Source organism: Pedobacter sp. R20-19 (genome assembly GCF_000708265.2).
In the GTDB taxonomy this organism is placed as follows: domain Bacteria; phylum Bacteroidota; class Bacteroidia; order Sphingobacteriales; family Sphingobacteriaceae; genus Pedobacter.
Window position 1 is genome coordinate 149,313 of record NZ_JCKI01000003.1, and the last position, 15,795, is coordinate 165,107.

Sequence of the window (15,795 nt, forward strand, 5' to 3'; positions counted from 1 at the left end):
ATTTTTACTTCAAGAATTTTGCTGTTGAACTTTGATCATCACTATCTAATCAACTTTTTTTCTGATCAATGTACCCTGTATTAAAGGAAGCGTTTGGCTTCAGGTAGATGACATCATGCTGAAAATCTAAAAAAGTATTAAAGCGCTTTAATACTTCATTTCCTAAAATGTGGATGTTTATTCCCCTCATCGGTTTGTTTTCCTTTACAATTTGGGCAGGAACATCATGCAAATCAAATGGTCCTAACTTAAGTTGTTCCAGATTTGCTGTGATTATAGGGATTTCATTGTTTTTTGTTCCACGGATGGTTGTTTTTTTAATGATTTGCATTTCATCCGTTGGAAAGTGGTCTGCGTCTAAAAGATCCTTATCCAACATCACAGTTCTTTGATAGCCTAAATCGAATAAAAACCAATTGGAATGAATCTTACCGCCCTGATTAATTTTGCTTTCTATAAAGGGCCGGTCGTTGATGTAACGAATCTTAAAACTAGAAAAGTGAGGGTTTTTCTTAACCATCTTCGGTATTTTGGAATGCACAACCATTACATTTTTATCATAATTGAGTTCCACAACCATACCATCGAAAATGTCCCATCCCAAAAGTCCGTCTGCCTCATGTCCAACCGTCTGGGTATCATAGATTTTACTTTGATAAATATGCTGACCGAGTTTAATATCATAAAAGGTATCGTAAAGGCTTGGATTAGATTTGACCTTTTTTGCTAGCACCTCAGTAGTGAGCGACATCTCAGTAGCACCAGTATCAAAGTTCATTTGTAGGGAATCAGTTTTATTAAACACGACCTTCACCAGGTTGGTGTTATATCTATTGACAAAAAATGGAATGGAATCATGTACTTCAGGTTTCAAAAGACTATAATTTTTAGGGATACGGGCCTGAATTCTAGTCAGGCAGGAATCTTTACCATTTAGCACCACGATAAAATCCTGTTTTTGGCCGGGCTTTATCCGGAATGTAATGGAATCGATATCAGTTTTGAACCTGACAGTTTTTGCTTTATTGAGCTTATTGGTAATGTAAATATCCAATACAATTTTTGGATTAATCCCCCACCCAGACACTGAATTGCCTTCTTCGTAAATTTTAGCACTTTTAGAATGTGCCTGAATGACTGGTAATTTCTTTTGGGCAATAGCCGTAAAAGATGCGAATGCCAGGATGAGGGTAAGTGATAATTTCATTGATGGTTAATTATTTAGAAAGAAACCAAAATAAATAAAATTAATGGTTAAAGCTGTGTTCAGGTTAGCATTTAATGTTAAGCAGAATAATTAAAACAACCATCCGATTTAATTATCATCATATGATTTTAAACAACTTTAGCTTAAACAGTTTCTTGAATTCTACACCGGACTATTCAGAATCTCAAGAGCGGTCTATTTACTTGTAATGCGCGCCTCTTATTTTTGACAACAACACTAATGAACGGTTGGATGCATGGATTGAACTCATGCAAATACCTGTGAAATTTAAAAAAAACGAGCAAAATGGAAGTACAAAGAAAGACCAGACATGATTGGAGTAAGGAAGAGATTCGGGGCATACATGATCAACCTTTAATGACTCTCATATTTGAGGCTGCCAGTGTGCATCGGCAATGGCATGTGCCAGAAGAGGTTGAGCTTTGTACCTTGTTATCGATTAAAACTGGTGGATGCCCGGAAGATTGTTCTTATTGCCCACAGGCTGCCAGATACCATACCGATGTTGATGTCCGGGCGTTATTGCCCACAGAAACAGTATTGCAACATGCAAAAAAGGCTAAAATTGCAGGAGCCACCCGATTTTGTATGGGAGCGGCCTGGCGCGAGGTAAGGGATAACCGGGATTTTGACCGCGTAATTGAGATGGTAAAAGGTATAAATGAGATGGATCTGGAAGTGTGTTGCACTCTTGGTATGCTTACAGAAAATCAGGCGATTCGTTTAAAGGAAGCCGGACTTCATGCCTACAATCATAATCTGGATACTTCAGAACAGTATTATGATCAGATTATCAGTACCAGGAAATTTGATGATCGGATTAATACCATTAATAATGTCCGCAGAGCTGGAATTACGGTATGCTCAGGTGGGATAATTGGACTTGGAGAATCAATAGTTGATCGTATAAGTATGCTGGCCACCCTCGCCAATATGGACAAACATCCTGAATCTGTTCCTGTAAATGCATTGGTTCGTGTGAAAGGTACTCCTTTGGAAAACAACTCCCGAATCAACATTTGGGAAATGGTTCGCATGATTGCAACGGCCAGAATAATTATGCCAGCTTCAAAAGTTCGTCTAAGCGCAGGCAGAGCGGAGATGTCTGAAACTGAGCAAGCCTGGTGTTTTATGGCTGGTGCCAATTCAATCTTTACAGGTGAAGATAGCAAATTACTGACTACACCCAATCCTACCATACAAGGAGACTTGAATATGCTCACTAACCTGGGATTAAAACCTATGAAAAAAGTTCATTAATTTTTATTTTAGATTGAACAAATAAATCATTGCTTAATCATATGGATGTTAAACTTAATTGCAATCGGCATACCTCCTATTAATTATTGAAAATTTCATAAACTATCAATCTGGTATAGCACGTCATTCTTCCCTCCGCTCAACTTTTTATGCCCTGCATTGTATAAGTTATAAACCATAATTTAAATATGAGTAATCTGGCAATTGGCATAGATGGATGCAGGTATGGATGGGTTACCGCCTGCTACGAAAGTGAAGCCGTAAAGCTTTTTAAAAATATTACTGAGGTTTGGGCATACTTCGGAAAAGATTGTGATTTTCTGATCGACATGCCGATAGGTTTACCAAGTGCCAAAATCCCGAATCGAACTTGTGAGCAGGAAGCCAGAGCTACCTTACCTAAAGAAAAAAAATCAAGCCTCTTTCCTGTACCGTGCCGGGAAGCATTTGCTGCTGAAAACTACGGTGAAGCGAATGAAATTAATAAAAGTATTTTAGGTAAGGGGCTGTCAAAACAAACCTGGTTTATTATACCCAAGATGCTAGAACTGGATGAATTGCTGATCAGTAACCATGCGGCCAGATTGCGTTTTAAGGAAGCACACCCTGAAATTTCATTTCAGTTCCTTAATTCAGGTAAGCCATTAATGGCCAGCAAGAAAACCAAAGAGGGCATTCATGAACGGCTTTCTATTTTACAACAGTTTGATTCCAGAACAGAAAACCTTTATCAATCTGCTATTCATGCGTTTAACAGAACAGCAGTTGCCCCTGATGATATCCTGGATGCTTTATGTTATCTGCTATGCAAACCATCATTCAGCAAAACGGAAAATCACAACCACAATATACTTTTCCACAAAAACCTATTGCAGATGAACATGGGATTGTAATGGCGATTCATTATGGAAGGATAGATTAAAAATCACTCAACAATAAAACCATATCTCATCCCTACTTTAAACCATCTTCATTGATTTGCAAACAACTTTCAGGGTTTTGCATACAGTTGCCTTTACAATCTTCATGAACTTTGAACCATAAAATAACATATTATGGAAATCAAAAAAATAAAGCTAGGTAATCAAGGTTTAATCGTTCCGGTAATGGGATTAGGCTGCATGGGAATGACGGGTTTTGAGGAGGCTGATATGTATGGAAAGGCTGATGAAAAAGAAGCCATTGCCACCATTCATAGATCAAGGGAATTAGGTGTTAACTTTTTGGACACTGCTGATTTATATGGTCCTTTAAAAAATGAACAGCTCATAGCAAAAGCGATAGAAGGCCATAGAAATGATTATATCATTGCCACTAAGTTCGGTTGGGAAATAGATGATAATAATAAAGTAACATGGGCAATTAATGGTCAGAAAAAGTATGTAAAAAAAGCATTGGAGCGTTCGCTTAAAAACCTTAAAACTGATTACATCGATTTATATTATCTGCATCGTTTAGATCGGAACACTCCTATTGAAGAAACCGTTGAAGCCATGAGTGAATTGGTAAAAGAAGGAAAAGTTGGCCATATTGGTCTGTCGGAAGTTTCTTCAGAAACGATAAAAAAAGCACATGCTGTTCACCCAATCAGTGCAGTACAAAGCGAATATTCACTGTTTGAACGCACTGTAGAAGAAAGAGGGATTTTACAAACATTGGAAGAACTGGAAATCAGTTTTGTAGCTTATTCACCGCTTGGGCGAGGATTCCTTTCCGGTCAGATTCGTACCATTGACGATTTACCGGCCAATGATTTCAGAAGATCAATTCCGCGTTTTCAGGAAGCATATTTTCACAAAAATATAGAACTGGTTGATGCCATTGAAGCTATGGCTGCGGATAAAAACATAACAGCTACGCAATTGGGGCTTGCCTGGATGATGACTAAAGGAATTATTCCAATCCCTGGAACTAAAAGGAGAAAATATTTAGATCAAAATATCGCAGCAGCAGCTATTCATCTCAGTGAAAGTGATGTATTAAAACTGGAAAGTATCATTCCTTTGGGTACTGATACAGGTAGTGCTTATGACGAATTTAGCATGGGACTTATTGATTAAACCATAGGCACAACTTTCAGAATAATTGGAGTTGTGCCTTTTCAATTTATTTATCTTTAAATTAGCATCATCATGAACGCCATTTCATCCATATCAGCATTTCATCGTTTATTATCGCTTCCAGAGCCCTATCACCCTTTAGTGAGTGTAATCAATCTGGCAGAATGCATATTTATTGAAGATGAAGTGTGGAAGGGATTTGTTAACCGCTTTTATTGTATCGCACTGAAACGTGAGGCTACAGGAAAAATAAAATATGGTCAGCAGCATTACGATTATGACAAAGGCGTACTTAGCTTTACAGCACCAAATCAGGTTCAGTCTCTTGATTTGCAAACCATGGAATGTGGTTCAGGTTATTTGCTCATCTTCCATCCAGACTTTTTACTTAAACATGCCCTGGCAAATACGATAAATAACTACGGTTTCTTCTCTTACGCTGTAAATGAGGCCCTGCATCTTTCCGCAGAGGAAGAAGATAATTTAATTACCATCCTCAACAAAATTGACAAGGAGTGCTTGCATATTGACAGGCATACACAAGAAATTATTTTATCGCAGATTGAATTGCTGCTCAATTACTCTAATCGTTTCTACGAGAGACAGTTTATCACCCGAAAAAACAATAACCATCAATTATTAATTAAATTTGAACAGGTTATCGATGATTATTTTAATGCCAACCATACGGCAAGTTTAGGCTTGCTAACGGTACATTACCTGGCAGACAAGCTGAATTTATCGCCTAATTATTTAAGCGATTTACTGCGGGTTCATACGGGGCAGAATACGCAGCAGCATATTCATGAAAAATTAATTGCGAAAGCGAAAGAAAAACTTTCTACCACAACGTTGTCTGTTAATGAAATTGCTTATGCGCTTGGTTTTGAGCATGCTCAATCTTTCAGTACACTGTTTAAAAAGAAAACGAATCTTTCTCCTGTTGCGTTTAGGAATATGCTCAGTTAAGAGAATATGAAAGCCACTATTGTTTTCAGATAATAAAAATTCACATCCCACTTTCTATCTTAAATCACTATCCTTAACTTACAGGTTAAATTAAATGTATGCATATGACGGAGATTAAATGGGGAATTATTGGCTGTGGTGATGTAACTGAAGTAAAAAGCGGACCTGCTTTTAATAAGGCACCCAATTCTTCGCTGATAGCTGTAATGCGAAGAGATGCTGCAAAAGCAGAAGATTATGCCAGACGACATGGAGTACCAAAATGGTACAGCAATGCAGACGAGTTAATTAATGACCCGGAAGTAAACGCTATTTATATTGCCACTCCTCCCCTTCAGCATGAAGAATTCACAATTAAATCTCTTGCAGCGGGCAAGCCTGTGTATGTAGAAAAACCAATGGCTTTAAATAGTGAAGCAGCTAAAAGAATGGTAGCAGCAGCCAACCAATATGGTGTAAAACTTTCTGTTGCACATTATAGAAGGCTGCAACCCTTATTCCTAAAAATAAAATCATTGCTTGATGAAGAGGCGATTGGCGACATCCGGTTTATTGACTTAAAGATGCTGCAACCTCAAAAAAGCAATATCATTGCCAGTTCTGAATCTGATTGGAGAACCAATCCGGAAATTGCCGGTGGTGGACTTTTTCATGACCTGGCCCCTCATCAGCTTGATTTAATGTTATATTATTTTGGAGCAATTAAAAACGCTCATGGTATTGCTGTAAATCAATCAGGAAACGGACAAGTGGATGATTTAGTTACCGGGCATATTCTATTTGAAAATGGTGTGGTGTTTAATGGTACCTGGTGTTTCACCGTAGCAGAAGAACAGCAACTTGATCGCTGTGAAGTTTTTGGTTCCAAAGGCAAAATTAGTTTCCCTATGTTTGGTCATCAAATTAAGGTAACCATTAACGGCGAGGATGAAAAATTAGATTTTCTTCCATTGGCCCATGTAGAGCAACCCATGATTGAAAAAGTAGTAGCCTATTTTCTAAATCATTCTGAAAATCCTTGTAGTGGAGAAGAAGCCGTAAAAACAATGGAATTACTGGATGGATTTACCAATCAGTAATTAAAAGAATAAATTTCATTTTTTTTTTTAAAACCAGAAAACAATTTAAGCCTTACTTTGTCTATTATTTAGTTTGTTTGGTTTATGCTTTAAATGATGGATGTCTTTAAAGCAAAAATAATTCAGCCTCATAGAAATATGGGGCTTTCTCATTTTACAACTTATAGGAAACGGATTATTCAACATAAATAAATCATAAAGTAAAACTTATCATCACATATTTCGTTCATACCTTGGCTGTGTAAATTATTTGCAGTTAAATAACTTGATGAACTCGGAAGTATCGACCCTGTACATAGGGTGGTTAGAGAAGAGACATGAAAGCAAAAACAAAATTTCCGGCGCAGAACGGTGCCAATTTTTATGCAACATTAAGGCAGAATGTAAATGCCGATTTTGCATCACGCAATTTAAGTATTCATGCAAATGGCCTGATGTGGCTCAAAACATTTATTTTTCTGAGCTTATTTATCTTACTTTACCTCACTATTATCCTGGTTGATTTAAATGGGATTACCCTCACCTTCCTTACCCTGTTACTTGGTGTAGTTTGTGCATTTATTGGGTTTAACATCTGTCATGATGCCATTCACGGTTCCTTTTCTGCCAGTAAAAGAACCAATAAAACTTTAAGCATGCTCTTTCATCTGGTAGGTGCCAGTCCTTATGTGTGGAACATTACGCACAATATCGTTCACCATACCTATACCAATATTCCAGGTCATGATGAAGACATTGAAATCGCACCCGGTTTAATTCGCATCAATCATGAGGATAAACTGCAACCCCATCAGCGCTATCAACAATGGTATGCCTTTCCATTATACGGCCTGGCCTCATTATCATGGGTGCTACGGAAGGATTATAAAAAATTCTTTCAGCAACATATTGGCGCACGCAAAAACATACATCCTAAAATAGAGTATTTCAACTTGTTTTTCTTCAAATTTTTATATTATGGACTTTTCATTATTCTTCCAATGGTGGTGATGAATATTCAATGGTGGCAGGTGTTGATTGGTTTTATTTTATTGCATCTGGCACAAGGTATTACCATGGGACTGGTTTTTCAGCTGGCGCATGTAGTAGAAGAAACTACATTTCCGAAGCCGGATGAAAGTGGAAATATGGAAGAAGCATGGGCAGAACACCAGATGCGGACGACTGCAAATTTTGCTACACAATCTCCAATGGCAGCTTTCTTTCTTGGCGGCTTAAACAGACAAATTGAACATCATCTTTTTCCAAAGATTTGCCATGTTCATTATGGGCGTATCGCTGTGATTGTAAAGCAAACGGCTTTAGAATATGGCATCCCGTATCATGAGAACAATACTTTTTCATCTGCATTGGTTTCACATTTCCGTCTTTTGAAAAAATTAGGCCGACCTGCTGTTGTATAACCTTTTATAAAAAAGATAAAATAAAAAATGGAGCGATCGAATGATCGCTCCATTTTTTATGAGATTAAATGAAAGCTTAAACCGCAGCTTCCATAGCCTCACGTAATGCTTTTGCCGCAGCTGCAGGATCTTCTGCACCATAGATGGCTGCGCCAGCTACTACAACTTCTACACCCGATTTAACAACTGCAGCAACGTTATTAATATTTACTCCGCCAGCAATTGATACTGGTACACCTACTCTGGCAGCCTCATCAATTAGAACCTGGATAGAGTATCCATCTGTCCATTGCTCATCTAAACCTGCGTGTAGTTCTACGAATTTAACACCCAGTTCTGTTACTTCCTGCGCCCTTTTTACACGGTCAGGATAACCAATAGTATCTACCACTACACCTTTTCCATGTGCTCTAGCTGCTTTAACTGCACCAATAATGGTGGCATTTCCGGCTGCGCCCATAACGGTTACTAAATCTGCACCTGCTTTAAATGCGATATCAGCCTCCAGTTCACCTGCATCAGCAGTTTTTAAATCAGCAAAAACCAATTTATCAGGATGTGCATTCTTCATTGCAGTGATTACCGACGAACCAACGTTTTTGATTAATGGTGTACCCAACTCAATAATATCTACATAAGGAGCTACTTTTGCCGCTAGTGCCAGTGCCTCTTCGGTAGTTAACAAATCTATTGCTACTTGTAATTTTGCCATGATGGTATTGATTTATAATTAAAATTTAAAATATATTATTCGAGATTAGCGTGTCTTTTATATAATTCTTCCGCAGGCGTACCATCAAGTTTCCATAACGATTGAAATACGGCATCCATTAACAGCAGTAAAAACTGTTCAAATAAACTTCCTGCGTATTGTTGTGACTTTCCGCTACCATGCTCTTCCTTTCCGGCAGCCGGAATATAAACGATATGATCTGCCACCTTAGCGAGTGCAGATTGCTGATCGGCAGTAATGGCCACAAGCTTTGCCCCTACTGAAACTGCTTTCTCTGCAGCCCTTACAATTCCACTGGTGGTGCCAGAGCCAGAAGCTGCAATAAGTAAATCATCCTTCTGAATAGCTGGAGTGGTGGTATCGCCCACAACATGTACAGCTAAACCTAAATGCATCAGTCGCATGGCAGCAGAGCGCATGGCAAAACCTGATCTTCCGGCAGAAATTAGAAAAATACGTGGAGATTGCTGAATGTAATTAATGAACGGAACCAGGCTTTCCAGATCCATTTTTTTAGCCAGCTTTAAATTCTCATTCAGCACCAGTTCTAAATTTGATTGTAAATCCCAAACCAATTGCTGATTATCTATTGATTCTTCTATTGTATTTTGCATTTCCATATCATCGTATTCGATATTTCAAAGGTAAATGGATGTTTAATGTCAGTAGTTATACAATTGCCACATAATATGGGACAATCAGCTAATCGCATCATTAAAAAGTCATCCTTTTAACATAAATATCCACTCATTTCCGAATAGTCCACCAAAATGCGCTGAATATCCAAAGCGATAAAATACAAGTACTTATCTTTGGCTCACTATGATTGTAACTGCCCCCACTCCACTTGAAAAATCACTTATTTATATACGGAATCTGAACAATTGCCCGCCTAGTTACCTAAATGATCCTGGCAGGAAAGATTTTTTTGAAGTGGTATGGTTAAAGAATGAAGATCCATTGCACAGCATATCTGATCCTAATTTTAATATTAAAGGTGACTGGATTTATCTGATACCACCTTACCGTGTACACCAATTGAATAAGGCCGGAAAAAATGGCGAGCTGATTTCTTTTAAAAGGTCAATGCTGGAGGAAGAGGATAAAGATTTCTTACTCGATCTTTTCAGGATTTTTAATGTTCAGGGAGAATTTTCCTGTTTAAGGTTAGATGCTGCATCTTCAAAAGAACTGGGTGCCATCTATCAAATTATGGAAGATGAATATAACCGTGATGGGAATCGTTTCATCATGCTTAAGGCTTTACTTAAAGTATTTCTGCTTAAATTAATCAGTGTTAAGGAGCATGAGTTTACCAGTCATGATGTTCATCAAAAGAGAGTTTACGAATTTCTAATGCTGCTGGAAAGTAATTTCCTTACTGTAACTAATATTGATTTTTATGCAGGCAAACTGGGAATCAGCTCCAAACGTTTAAATCAAATACTGAAAGAAAAGTTAGATAAAACCGGCACACAAATTATTCACGATAGAATTATTTTGGAAGCCAAGAGACGAATGATCCACAGCGAGGTGACGATTAAAGAAATTGCTTATGATTTAGGCTTTTCTGATCGCCCCTATTTTAGTCGTTTCTTTAAAAAGCAGACTGGTGAAACTCCTGATGAATTTCAGAAGAAGGCAAGGGCGCACATTGAATCGAAATTTAATACGCTAGTATAAATTGAAAACAGGTTGGTGTATCTACCTGGTCTATTGGTAATCATGAATAATTTTATGAATTAACTACTTTGATTTTGATGCCATCAATAAAATGTCTCGGCAAGTAATATACTTACCGAGACATTTTAATAAAGCGCAAATTTTACTAATAGCGTTTATCAGCCTTTTTTGCTCTAAAAATTTCGATAAATACGCCCAGTGAGCTTAGTATTAAAAATACTCCGGTGATTAAATTGGTTCTATCATCCATAAGTTTAACAGGTTTAGGAAATCCAAGCTAAGACTTTACAATGACATTTCAAAGACATAAACCTTAAAGGAGTATTATTTATCAGAATTACAATAGAACCGTTTAAAACTTGAAGACCTGTTGCGCTTAAAGAAAAAACTATTTTAAAATTTCACTCAAAAACATCAGGGTGTGTTTCCATGCCCTCTTTGCCATTACTTCATTATAATCCGGAGATTTTGGATCAGTAAAGGTATGTTTGCTATTTGCATAGGTTATAATTTGCCAATCGGCTTTACCATCATTCATTTCTTTTATTAAGTTACTCATGTTTTCTGGCGTTACACTCTGGTCATCAGCCGGGTTTTCAATTAGCATCTTAGCAGTTAAGGCGCCATTGTTTCTATCTGCTGCTTTGCCTAAACTTCCATGAATGGATACCACTCCCACTACTGGAAAGCCAGCACGGGCGGTTTCTAATGCACCCGCTCCACCAAAACAATATCCTATAACGGCTACCTTATCTGCAGCTACACCTGCTTTCTTTAGTTCTGCTAAAGCCAATGAAATACGCTTTTGGTAGGCCTGGTAATCTTGTTTATATTTTCCAGATAGCTGAGCAGCTGCTGCATTGTCTTTCGGTATGTTTCCTTCTCCATAAATGTCGGCGATGAAAGCAATGTATCCCTGTTTCTGTAATTCTAACGCGGCCGTTTTCGCTTCTTCATCTATTCCTTTCCAGGCAGGTAATATTAATACTCCAGGTAATTTCTTACCTGCATTTGAGGTAACCATTCCGTTCAGTTTTTGTGCACCATCAGCGTAGCTTACCGGTTTTAATTGTGCATTTGCAATTCCTGCAGATAACAGAAAAATGCTTAATAATAACTTGTTCATTGATTGTCTTTTATGGTATGTAGAATAGATTTTTTATAAGATACAAATAAATAGGTATTTTGTTTAAATCATGAAGCCGGGTTAAGCCATTATGAAAGCATTCAGTTGATCGGACAATCTATCTGAAGCGTTACACAAAGACTTCATTTTTTATCCATCTACTTAATATCTTTGTCTTATCTAAATCTATAAATCATCCTTACAGGTTTAATAAATCACATCCCATATGAAAAAGTTTGCATTCCTGTTTGCGCTGATGTTCTCTGCTTACCTGACTAAAAGTCAAACAATGGTTTTAGCCAAAGATGCAGGGCAATACATTGGTAAGGTTGTGACCATTTGTGATTCTGTTTACAGCACTAAGGCATTGGATAAATTAACACTGATTAATCTGGGTGGTGCTTATCCGAAAGAGTTAATTACGGTGGTAATTAATAAAGCCGATGGAGCTAAATTCACTTCTGAACCTGCCAGTATGTTCTTAGGCAATAATGTTTGTATAACCGGAACAATAACTGAATTTAAAGGCAAAACACAAATTGTGGTGACAGATCCAAAGCAAATTACCTTAAAATAATTCATCCTGAAATCATAAACAATCTTCAAAATTAATTCTCAAACAATTATTAATAATTTTTGGTCTTAAAATTACTTACCTATCTTAGAATTTGATAGTTTTGAAAATTCAATGATATAGCCAAATGAGGTTTAAGCCCAATACTCTTTTATCCATACTTGTTTTACTAATCCTCGCCTTTACTACCCTGAGTGTATTTATAGCCAAACACCCAATCCTTCCATTTGATATTAAAGCATCATTATGGGTTCAAAAATTGCAATCCAGCTGGATGGATAAAGTGATGTTAGCCATTAGTTTTTTTGGTGAATTGCCTTACTCTTTGCTTTCAGTTTTGGTGGTAGCTGCCATATTTTACTGGCAGAAATTCAGGCGTGAGGCCTTTTATATTTCAATGGTCTTATTTTCTGGTCTGATCATTCTGGGTGTCAAGAACATCATTAACCGCCCACGTCCAACTACTTTTTATGTCAGGCTGGTGGAAGTTAACCGGTTTCAAAGCTACCCGAGTGGGCACGTACTTTCTTATGTACTGTTCTTTGGATTTTTGATTATTTTAATGAGAACCTTAAAGCAAATCCCCCAAACCACCAGAAATGTAATCACTTATCTATCAGCTTTTCTGGTAATCATGATTGCGCCTTCCAGGATTTATCTTGGCGCACACTGGCTTACAGATACGATCGGTGGTTTTTTGTTGGGAATCATCTGCTTATTCCCCCTATGCTACTTTTATTTTCGCAAGAAACCCGTAACGGAAAATTAATGCCCAGCCCTCAATTTAACTTAAACGTTAAATAAGAAAGCGTTCATTGAAATGAATAATGCAGTAATTGAGGTGAAACAAAGTATGAGAAGATACTGACCTATTGCTCAAAAAAATCTAATATTTTTGCAACCATGATGGATATAAAACCTAGAGCATTTCTTTTTGATTTAAATGGAACGATGATTAATGATATGGCATTTCATAATCATGCCTGGCACGATATCCTAACCAAAGATCTTGGTGCAAACATCAGTTTTGCCGCCGTAAAAAAAGAGATGTATGGTAAAAATCAGGAGCTTCTGGAGCGGGTTTTTGGAGTTGGTCATTTTTCTCAGGAGCAAATAGACCAGATTTCCATTGAAAAGGAAAGACGTTATCAAGCCGCCTACAAGGAACATCTTACTTTGATTCCCGGCTTACAAGAATTTATGAACCGCGCTAAAGAGGCAAATATTGCAATGGCTATAGGCTCTGCAGCTATCCCTTTCAATATAAACTTTGTACTGGATAACTTGAACCTACAATCATATTTTGATGCGATAGTGAGCGCTGAAGACGTAAAAAAAAGTAAACCAGATCCAGAAACGTTTATGAAAGGTGCCAATATTTTAGGTATTACACCTGATGAATGTATCGTTTTTGAAGATGCGACTAAAGGTGTTGAAGCTGCACAAAATGCAGGAATGAAATGCGTAGTTTTGACGACTATGCATACAGCCGATGAATTTTCAGCTTACCAGAATATCATTGCATTTATTGATGATTACAATGACCCTGTTTTGAATCAGCTATTTTAATCACTTAGTCATTATAACCCATCCTCCCTAACGTATACCAAACCCTAACCAAATGAATAATAGCATTTCGCCTGACCGATATCATAAAATGAAATATAACCGTTGTGGCCACAGCGGATTAAAATTACCTGCCATATCACTTGGCCTCTGGCATAACTTTGGCCATGTAAATGATTTTGAAAACAGCAGAAACTTAATTTTCACGGCTTTCAATAATGGCATTACCCATTTTGATCTGGCCAACAATTATGGCCCGCCTCCAGGATCGGCAGAAGAAGTTTTCGGAAAAATATTACAGGAGAATTTTCAGGGCTACCGTGATGAAATGATTATTTCGAGTAAGGCTGGTTACACTATGTGGGATGGGCCTTATGGAGACTGGGGCTCGAAAAAATACCTGGTTTCCAGTTTAGATCAAAGTTTAAAACGGATGAAATTGGATTATGTGGATATTTTTTATCACCATCGTCCAGATCCGGAAACACCATTAAAAGAAACCATGGATACCTTGAGCTTAATGGTACAACAAGGTAAAGCCTTATATGTTGGGATTTCGAACTACCAGGCACCAGAAGCAGAGAAAGCCATTAAAATATTGAAAGAAAACGGTACACCGTGCTTAATTCATCAGCCAAAATATTCAATGTTTGAACGTTGGGTAGAAAGTGGATTGCTTGATGTATTGGAAAAAAATGGCGTAGGTTGCATTCCGTTCTCCCCACTTGCTCAAGGTTTACTGACTGATAAATATTTGCATGGAATCCCCGCAGATTCACGTGTGGCAACAAGTGGTGTCTTTTTAAAGGAAAGCAATATTACACCTGAAAAAATTGAAGTGATCAGCAAATTAAATGATGTTGCCCACACCCGCCAACAAAAGCTATCGCACATGGCACTTTCCTGGATTTTAAAAGATCAACGGATTACATCAGTTTTAATTGGTGCCAGCAAGCCTGAACAAATTACGGATGCAATAATGGCATTGAATCACACCACGTTTAGCGAAGAAGAAATTAAGTTGATCAACCAGATCTTAGCATAGATTCTTATGGATCAAGCCAGGATAGACGAACAGATGGTTTGATCCTGGTATTTTTTTAAGCCTGGCAAACTAAAAACTAAGGATTTGGTTTAAGGTATATCATTTATAACTTCTAATTATGGCTAAAGCCAACAAATCGATATACAGCGCACTTGCGGCTAACTTACTAATTGCAGTGACCAAATTTATTGCCGGGGCATTTACCAATAGTTCTTCTATGATTGCGGAAGGAATTCATTCCACAGTAGATACCAGCAACCAACTTTTACTGCTTTATGGTTTGAAAAGAAGCATTAAACCAGCAGATAAATATCGACCATTCGGTTACGGTAAAGAACTTTACTTCTGGTCTTTCATTGTTTCTATAATGATTTTTGGCTTGGGTGGCGTACTATCTGTTTCGCAAGGCATTACCCATATTCGCCATCCTGAAACTTTAGTTAATCCCGGTTGGAATTATATTGTACTTGCACTTTCATTTGTATTTGAAGGTGCATCATTCATAGTGGCCATTAAAGAATTTAATCAAACCAGAAAGGGCCTTTCCTGGTGGAAAGCCATTATTAAAAGTAAAGATCCTTCGGGCTTTTTAGTGCTTTTTGAAGATGGAGCTGCTGTATTAGGCCTTTTAATTGTTTTTATCCTCATGGTGTTAAGCCATCAATTTAATATGCCATTTTTAGATGGGTTGGCCTCTGTTTTAGTTGGAATCTTATTGATCTTCGTTTCATTTATCTTAGCCAGAGAAAGTAGAAGCTTATTAATGGGTGAAGGATTAAGCCCGGAGACACAACAAAAGCTAAAAGATTTAACAGAAGCAGATCCAGATGTGATTGCCGTAAAAAGTATCCTTTCCACTTATCAATCGCCAAAAGAAGTTTTATTGATATTGGTTTTAACCTTTAGGCCAGAACTGGATACAGAAGATTTAACTGATGCCATAGACCGAATAAGGGAAAAGATTAAGGCCAAATATGAACTTATTAAATTCGTTATCATTCAGCCTCAATCTGTTAATAACACTGGCGAAGAAATTGCCTGAGTTTAATGCCTGCAAGTTTTCGATCTT

16 protein-coding genes are annotated in these 15,795 nt (G+C 37.5%); 12 read left to right on the forward strand and 4 right to left on the reverse strand.

The genetic code is table 11. From position 1 onward, the window contains the following. Positions 1-49 precede the first annotated feature (49 nt). Positions 50-1,207, reverse strand: coding sequence for a hypothetical protein (locus AN34_RS08220; RefSeq protein ID WP_029284168.1), 1,158 nt, complete (start codon positions 1,205-1,207; stop codon positions 50-52). Between the two features lie 306 nt (positions 1,208-1,513). On the opposite strand from AN34_RS08220, the gene bioB reads away from it, so the two are divergent. The 6 genes from bioB to AN34_RS08250 all read left to right on the forward strand — a co-directional run bounded on the left by bioB (position 1,514) and on the right by AN34_RS08250 (position 7,999). Continuing rightward, on the forward strand, positions 1,514-2,488 hold the full coding sequence (gene bioB / locus AN34_RS08225; protein ID WP_029284170.1) for a biotin synthase BioB: 975 nt from the start codon (positions 1,514-1,516) through the stop codon (positions 2,486-2,488). A gap of 188 nt (positions 2,489-2,676) precedes the next feature. After that, complete coding sequence (locus AN34_RS08230) at positions 2,677-3,381, forward strand: DUF429 domain-containing protein (protein ID WP_051666337.1); 705 nt, start codon at positions 2,677-2,679, stop codon at positions 3,379-3,381. A gap of 162 nt (positions 3,382-3,543) precedes the next feature. Then, entirely contained in the window at positions 3,544-4,548 is a 1,005-nt protein-coding gene (locus AN34_RS08235; protein WP_029284174.1) for an aldo/keto reductase, read from the forward strand. 72 nt (positions 4,549-4,620) lie between these two features. Continuing rightward, positions 4,621-5,517, forward strand: coding sequence for an AraC family transcriptional regulator (locus tag AN34_RS08240; protein WP_029284176.1), 897 nt, complete (start codon positions 4,621-4,623; stop codon positions 5,515-5,517). A gap of 104 nt (positions 5,518-5,621) precedes the next feature. Continuing rightward, positions 5,622-6,596 carry a Gfo/Idh/MocA family protein gene (locus AN34_RS08245; RefSeq protein ID WP_029284178.1) on the forward strand — a complete coding sequence of 325 codons (975 nt, stop codon included), beginning with the start codon at positions 5,622-5,624 and terminating at the stop codon, positions 6,594-6,596. Positions 6,597-6,913: 317 nt separating this feature from the next. Next, entirely contained in the window at positions 6,914-7,999 is a 1,086-nt protein-coding gene (locus AN34_RS08250) for an acyl-CoA desaturase (RefSeq protein ID WP_029284180.1), read from the forward strand. Between the two features lie 76 nt (positions 8,000-8,075). Here the strand turns inward: AN34_RS08250 and hxlA are convergent, their stop codons facing one another. Beyond that, entirely contained in the window at positions 8,076-8,711 is a 636-nt protein-coding gene (gene hxlA / locus AN34_RS08255; RefSeq protein WP_029284182.1) for a 3-hexulose-6-phosphate synthase, read from the reverse strand. 35 nt (positions 8,712-8,746) lie between these two features. Further along, the gene (gene hxlB / locus AN34_RS08260) at positions 8,747-9,346 is read right to left on the reverse strand and encodes a 6-phospho-3-hexuloisomerase (protein ID WP_029284184.1); all 600 of its coding nucleotides are present in this window, start codon (positions 9,344-9,346) and stop codon (positions 8,747-8,749) included. Positions 9,347-9,554: 208 nt separating this feature from the next. On the opposite strand from hxlB, the gene AN34_RS08265 reads away from it, so the two are divergent. Then, positions 9,555-10,415 (forward strand): AraC family transcriptional regulator, encoded by an 861-nt coding sequence (locus tag AN34_RS08265; RefSeq protein WP_029284186.1) that lies wholly within the window; start codon positions 9,555-9,557, stop codon positions 10,413-10,415. Positions 10,416-10,803: 388 nt separating this feature from the next. Here AN34_RS08265 and AN34_RS08270 read toward each other — a convergent pair whose 3' ends face one another. Next, entirely contained in the window at positions 10,804-11,541 is a 738-nt protein-coding gene (locus tag AN34_RS08270; RefSeq protein WP_029284188.1) for a dienelactone hydrolase family protein, read from the reverse strand. Positions 11,542-11,767: 226 nt separating this feature from the next. Here AN34_RS08270 and AN34_RS08275 point away from each other — a divergent pair, with 226 nt between their 5' ends. From AN34_RS08275 to AN34_RS08295, 5 genes are all read left to right on the forward strand, one after another. Then, the gene (locus AN34_RS08275; protein WP_029284190.1) at positions 11,768-12,118 is read left to right on the forward strand and encodes a hypothetical protein; all 351 of its coding nucleotides are present in this window, start codon (positions 11,768-11,770) and stop codon (positions 12,116-12,118) included. Positions 12,119-12,242: 124 nt separating this feature from the next. Next, positions 12,243-12,884: a phosphatase PAP2 family protein gene (locus AN34_RS08280; protein WP_029284192.1), complete on the forward strand. Its 642-nt coding sequence runs from the start codon at positions 12,243-12,245 to the stop codon at positions 12,882-12,884. 137 nt (positions 12,885-13,021) lie between these two features. Further along, positions 13,022-13,684 (forward strand): HAD family phosphatase, encoded by a 663-nt coding sequence (locus AN34_RS08285; RefSeq protein WP_029284194.1) that lies wholly within the window; start codon positions 13,022-13,024, stop codon positions 13,682-13,684. Positions 13,685-13,736: 52 nt separating this feature from the next. Further along, complete coding sequence (mgrA, locus tag AN34_RS08290) at positions 13,737-14,726, forward strand: L-glyceraldehyde 3-phosphate reductase (protein ID WP_029284196.1); 990 nt, start codon at positions 13,737-13,739, stop codon at positions 14,724-14,726. A 118-nt stretch (positions 14,727-14,844) separates the two neighbouring features. Further along, a complete protein-coding gene (locus AN34_RS08295; RefSeq protein WP_029284198.1) occupies positions 14,845-15,768 on the forward strand; it encodes a cation diffusion facilitator family transporter in 924 nt (307 codons plus the stop codon). The last annotated feature ends 27 nt before the right edge of the window (positions 15,769-15,795 follow it).

What these genes read in the sequence shown, in the direction of transcription:
- AN34_RS08220 (WP_029284168.1), bottom strand. Translation starts at nt 1,207, where the DNA reads ATGAAATTATCACTTACCCTCATCCTGGCATTCGCATCTTTTACGGCT.
- bioB (WP_029284170.1), top strand. Translation starts at nt 1,514, where the DNA reads ATGGAAGTACAAAGAAAGACCAGACATGATTGGAGTAAGGAAGAGATT.
- AN34_RS08230 (WP_051666337.1), top strand. Translation starts at nt 2,677, where the DNA reads ATGAGTAATCTGGCAATTGGCATAGATGGATGCAGGTATGGATGGGTT.
- AN34_RS08235 (WP_029284174.1), top strand. Translation starts at nt 3,544, where the DNA reads ATGGAAATCAAAAAAATAAAGCTAGGTAATCAAGGTTTAATCGTTCCG.
- AN34_RS08240 (WP_029284176.1), top strand. Translation starts at nt 4,621, where the DNA reads ATGAACGCCATTTCATCCATATCAGCATTTCATCGTTTATTATCGCTT.
- AN34_RS08245 (WP_029284178.1), top strand. Translation starts at nt 5,622, where the DNA reads ATGACGGAGATTAAATGGGGAATTATTGGCTGTGGTGATGTAACTGAA.
- AN34_RS08250 (WP_029284180.1), top strand. Translation starts at nt 6,914, where the DNA reads ATGAAAGCAAAAACAAAATTTCCGGCGCAGAACGGTGCCAATTTTTAT.
- hxlA (WP_029284182.1), bottom strand. Translation starts at nt 8,711, where the DNA reads ATGGCAAAATTACAAGTAGCAATAGATTTGTTAACTACCGAAGAGGCA.
- hxlB (WP_029284184.1), bottom strand. Translation starts at nt 9,346, where the DNA reads ATGCAAAATACAATAGAAGAATCAATAGATAATCAGCAATTGGTTTGG.
- AN34_RS08265 (WP_029284186.1), top strand. Translation starts at nt 9,555, where the DNA reads ATGATTGTAACTGCCCCCACTCCACTTGAAAAATCACTTATTTATATA.
- AN34_RS08270 (WP_029284188.1), bottom strand. Translation starts at nt 11,541, where the DNA reads ATGAACAAGTTATTATTAAGCATTTTTCTGTTATCTGCAGGAATTGCA.
- AN34_RS08275 (WP_029284190.1), top strand. Translation starts at nt 11,768, where the DNA reads ATGAAAAAGTTTGCATTCCTGTTTGCGCTGATGTTCTCTGCTTACCTG.
- AN34_RS08280 (WP_029284192.1), top strand. Translation starts at nt 12,243, where the DNA reads ATGAGGTTTAAGCCCAATACTCTTTTATCCATACTTGTTTTACTAATC.
- AN34_RS08285 (WP_029284194.1), top strand. Translation starts at nt 13,022, where the DNA reads ATGGATATAAAACCTAGAGCATTTCTTTTTGATTTAAATGGAACGATG.
- mgrA (WP_029284196.1), top strand. Translation starts at nt 13,737, where the DNA reads ATGAATAATAGCATTTCGCCTGACCGATATCATAAAATGAAATATAAC.
- AN34_RS08295 (WP_029284198.1), top strand. Translation starts at nt 14,845, where the DNA reads ATGGCTAAAGCCAACAAATCGATATACAGCGCACTTGCGGCTAACTTA.